5 protein-coding genes are annotated in these 4,204 nt (G+C 69.7%); 1 reads left to right on the top strand and 4 read right to left on the bottom strand.

The features are described 5' to 3' along the window. Both ON39_RS34520 and ON39_RS34515 read right to left on the bottom strand, forming a co-directional pair. A partial coding sequence (locus ON39_RS34520) for a P1 family peptidase (RefSeq protein WP_040740504.1) occupies positions 1–362 on the bottom strand: 362 nt, incomplete at its 3' end. A 4-nt stretch (positions 363–366) separates the two neighbouring features. Beyond that, the gene (locus ON39_RS34515; protein WP_040740503.1) at positions 367–984 is read right to left on the bottom strand and encodes a TetR/AcrR family transcriptional regulator; all 618 of its coding nucleotides are present in this window, start codon (positions 982–984) and stop codon (positions 367–369) included. A gap of 106 nt (positions 985–1,090) precedes the next feature. On the opposite strand from ON39_RS34515, the gene ON39_RS34510 reads away from it, so the two are divergent. Continuing rightward, entirely contained in the window at positions 1,091–2,500 is a 1,410-nt protein-coding gene (locus ON39_RS34510; RefSeq protein WP_051187475.1) for an APC family permease, read from the top strand. Here the strand turns inward: ON39_RS34510 and ON39_RS34505 are convergent. After that, a complete protein-coding gene (locus ON39_RS34505) occupies positions 2,488–3,471 on the bottom strand; it encodes an AraC-like ligand-binding domain-containing protein (RefSeq protein ID WP_040740502.1) in 984 nt (327 codons plus the stop codon). The two genes, ON39_RS34510 and ON39_RS34505, sit on opposite strands and share 13 nt — an antisense overlap. Positions 3,472–3,552: 81 nt before the next feature. Beyond that, the coding region (locus tag ON39_RS34500; protein WP_040740501.1) for an ATP-binding cassette domain-containing protein at positions 3,553–4,204 on the bottom strand (652 nt) is incomplete at its 5' end.

Here is a 4,204-nt window from a genome sequence, read left to right as displayed (position 1 = left end):
CCGGTGTGACACGCGCCGATGGCGTGGGTATTGGAGATCGTGACGGGCATCGACAGCTGACCGACCTCGTCTATCCATGCGGTGCCGGTCATTTCGCCGTTGCCGTTGAGCGAGTACCGACCGGCCGCGCACGGCCGCCCGACGCCGGAGCGCCCGCGCGGCAGGATCGCCGTCACGCCGGTGCGCACCGGCCCCGCGCCCGCCCGCAGCGGCCCCTCCCCCTCGATCAGGGTCTGATACCCCACCTCGACCCCGGCCACATCGGTGATGGCGTTGTACGGACCGGGCGCGCCCTCGGGCGCTATGCCGAGGGCCCGCGCCCGCGGACGTCCGTCGGGGGAAAACGATCCATGCTCGGTCATCGGCTCATCCTTCGGGTGTGGTGATGTCGGGGCAGTGCGTCGCCGTCCGCGCGTAGGCGCAGATCAGCTCGGCCGCACGGGCTTTCGTGATCGACCGGTTCCGGCTGACGATGTGCAGCCCGTAGGCGTCCTCCAGCGCGACGAGATTCGCGGCGACATCCAGCAGCGGCGCGTCGATGGTGAAGTGTCCCTGCGCGATTCCCACCTCTAGCGCGCTCAGATAGACCGCGACCTGCTGCTCGAACAGCGCGGTGATCAGGTCGCCGTGCTCGGCGGCGACGCTGCGGTAGCCGGCCAGCCGGTACAGCGCGACGACCAGCAGGTCGGAGTCCGAGGCGGGCAGCCCGGCCCAGATCAACGCCCCGATCTTCGCGCGCGCGTCGGGAATCGTGGCGACCATGGCCAGCCTGCCGCCGAAGAACCGGTCGCTGGCCTCGCGATGGACCTCGCGCAGCAGATTGTCGAGATCGTCGAAGTAGTAGTGCACGGTCGCGGGCGAGACCCCCGCGAACTCGGCGACCTCCCGGATCTTCAGCTTGCCGACGCCGCGGTCGGACACCGCGGTCAGCGCCGCGTCGAGGATCATCCGGCGCGCCCGCTCCTGATCCTTGCGCCGTGCCATGCACCCTCCCGTTGACGAGGAATTAATGATTCGTAACGTCGAAAACCAGACGATGACAGCAACTTTAGGTCATTCTTTGACTGTACATCAAAGAAAGGACCCGGCCATGGCGACTCAGACCAGCGGCCAGACCGCCGACGGCGACCATCAGGAACCCCGCTACCGCCAACAGCTCTCGCGAGCGCTGGGCATGGGCGAGAACATCCTGATCACCCTGTCCTCGGTGACCCCCGCCTCGAGCGTGTTCATCATCATTCCGTCGATACTGCTGGCCGCGGGCGGCGCGTCGGTGCTGACGCTGGCCATCGCCGCCGTGGCGTCGGTGTTCATCGGCCTCTGCTACGCCGAGCTGGCGGCGACCTTCCCGATCACCGGCGGCGAATACACCTGGGCGGCAAGGCTGCTCGGCCGCCCCGTCGGTTTCGCGTTGTTCGCGCTGACCCTGGTGAACGGGGTGCTGATCATCTCCGTCATCGCCCTGGGCACCGGCGACTACCTCGGCGTCGCGATACCGCAGCTGGGCGGGAAGTGGGTCGGCATCGGCGTCATCGTGGTGACGACCGGCATCGCGATCCTCAATATCAAGGCCAACGCCTGGGTCACCGGCGTTTTCCTGTGCATCGAGATCGCGGCGATCGCGGTGCTGGTCTTCCTCGGCTTCGCGAATGCCGAACGGGGACCGTCGGAGTGGGTCCACGCGATCACGATGACCGACGGCGGCACGGCACCGGTCGGACCCGGCGCGCTGGCCGCGCTCATTCCGGTGGCGCTGTTCGGTTACAACGGCTACGGCGCCGCCGTCTACTACGCCGAGGAGACGAAGAACGCGACGCGCACCATCGGCCGGGTGATCATGGTCTGCCTGGCCGCCACCGTCGCCATCGAGATCCTGCCGCTGGCCGCCGTCGTCCTCGGGGCGCCCTCGATGACCGACCTGCTGAGCAGCCCCGCACCGATGAACTACTTCCTCACCGCGCGCGGCGGATCCACGGTCAACACCCTGGTGAGCGTGGGCATCGCGATCGCGATCGTGAACGCGGTGATCGCCATCATCCTGCAGATCTCCCGGCTGGTCTTCGCCTCGGCGCGCGACCGCAGCTGGCCGGAGCCGATCGACCGGGCGCTGGGCACGGTGCATCCGCGGTGGCACACACCGGTTGTCGCGACCATCGTGGTCGGGGCGTCGGCCACCGTCGCGGCGGCCGTGCTGCCGCTGTCCTGGCTGATCACCGCGACCGGCGCGGGTCTCGTGCTGGTGTATCTGTTCGTGGCGCTGGCCGCGTTCCGGGTGCGCGGGCGCCCGTCGTCGGGCGGCTATCGCATGCCGCTGTGGCCACTGCCGCCGATCATCGTCGTGGCGGCCATGGGCTATGCGGGGTACAGCGTGCTCGACGCCGCGTGGGAGCAGATGGTGGTCGCCGTCGTCGCGATGCTCCTCGGCTGCGCCTACTACCTGCTCTACCTGCGGCCGCGGCCGGATCGGTGGCGGCTGCCCGACCCCATTCAGGAATCCTGAGCCGGCTCGTTGCGCGAGATCGGTTGCGCGCGTTGCGCGCACCGATACTCGAGCGGGCTGACGCCGTAGGCCGCGCGGAAGGTCCGGCTGAAATGCGCGGCGTCGGGGAAGCCCCAGCGCGCGGCGATGGTGGCGATGGAGCGGTCCCGGTGCAGCGGATCGCGCAGGTCGCGCCGGCAGCTCTCCAGCCGCCGCTCCCGGATCCAGCCCGCCACGGTGGTCGACTGCTCGTGAAACAGCTTGTGCAGGTAGCGGGTCGAGATGTAGTGCGCGGTGGCGATCCGGCGCGGCGAGAGGTCGCCGTCGCCGAGATGCCCCTCGATATAGGACATGACCTGCGTGGTCAGCGGGCGCCGCGCGGCGCGCTGCGGCGCGAGCAGGTCGAGGTGACCGGCGAGCACCGTGACGAGCAGGTCGACGATGTTGTCGGCCAGGCGCGTCTCGGCCGGCCCCGCCACCTCGTCGAGGTGACGGGCCAACTCGCGTAGCAGCATCGACAGCAGCGCGCCCGCCCCGTGGTCGCCGGGCACGCGGCGCGCGGTGACGGCGGCGATCCGGTCCGGCGGCAGGCAGAGCAGCCTGCGCGGCAGCATCAGCACCAGCTGGCGGTAGGGTCCGTCGAACGCCATGGAGTAGGGCCTGCTGGTGTCGTAGATGGCGAAATCACCCTCGCCCAAATGGGTTTCGCGGTCGTCCTGGGTGAGCAGGCAGTGCCCGCGCAGCTGCACGCCGAGCTTGTAGCACTCGGGATCTGAGCGCGCGATCAAGGCGGGCGTCCGGCGGACCAGGTGCGGGGTGGCGCCGATCTCGGTCACCTGCAACGCGCCCAGCGCGACGCTGCGCAACCGGCCGTCGAACGGCTCGGCTCCTACCCGCTCCACCTGCAGCGGCACGAACGTGTGCGAGACGGCGTCGCGGAAACTGTCGAATCGGTCCACGCGGGACCGCTGCGGCGGAATCGCCACTGACATGTGCCCTCCTCGATGATGCGGCACTGACAGGTAGCGATCATATACGATTTCGTAGCTGAAATAGCGGTATCGGCGTCCCTACTAGGCGGCTCCGGTGTTCATGGCGTGCAGCATCGTGTGCTGATCGAGGCGATCCCCCTCGAGCGTCGCGCACAGCCGACCCCGGTACAGCACCAGCACCCGATCGCAGAGCGACGCGAGCTCGTCGACGTCCGTCGAGCACAGCAGCACCACCGTGGTCGCCGCGGCGGTGCGCAGCAGGGCGTGGATCTCGGCCTTGCCGCCGACGTCCACCCCGCGGGTGGGGTCGTCGAGCAGCAGCACGGTCGGCTCGGCCGCCAGCCATTTGGCGAGCACCACCTTCTGCTGATTGCCGCCGGACAGCAGGCCGCACGCGACGTCGACATCGGCGGCGCGAACATGCAAGCGGGACACCAGTTCCCGCGCGCGGGCCCGCAGTCGCCCCGGCGTCAGCAGCAGGCCGTCGCGGCGCAGCGCGATCGACCGGATCTGGGCCATGTTCTCCCACACCGGCTTGTCGAGCATCAACCCCACCCGTCGCCGATCGCCGGAGACCAGCGCGACCCCGGCGGCGATCGCCGCGCGCAGACCCGACGGACCGGATCGCCCGTCCGGCAGGGTGATTCGGCCCGCACTCGGTTTGCGCAGTCCCGCGACCACCTCTACCACGTCGGTGTGGCCCGAGCCGACCAGCCCGGCGAGGCCGACGATC

The organism is Nocardia tenerifensis NBRC 101015 (genome assembly GCF_000308715.1).
In the GTDB taxonomy this organism is placed as follows: Bacteria; Actinomycetota; Actinomycetes; order Mycobacteriales; family Mycobacteriaceae; genus Nocardia; species Nocardia tenerifensis.
The sequence above is the reverse complement of the archived record's forward strand: the minus strand, read 5'-3'. Positions and strand labels throughout refer to the sequence as shown.

What these genes read in the sequence shown, in the direction of transcription:
- ON39_RS34510 (WP_051187475.1), top strand. Translation starts at nt 1,091, where the DNA reads ATGGCGACTCAGACCAGCGGCCAGACCGCCGACGGCGACCATCAGGAA.
- ON39_RS34515 (WP_040740503.1), bottom strand. Translation starts at nt 984, where the DNA reads ATGGCACGGCGCAAGGATCAGGAGCGGGCGCGCCGGATGATCCTCGAC.
- ON39_RS34505 (WP_040740502.1), bottom strand. Translation starts at nt 3,471, where the DNA reads ATGTCAGTGGCGATTCCGCCGCAGCGGTCCCGCGTGGACCGATTCGAC.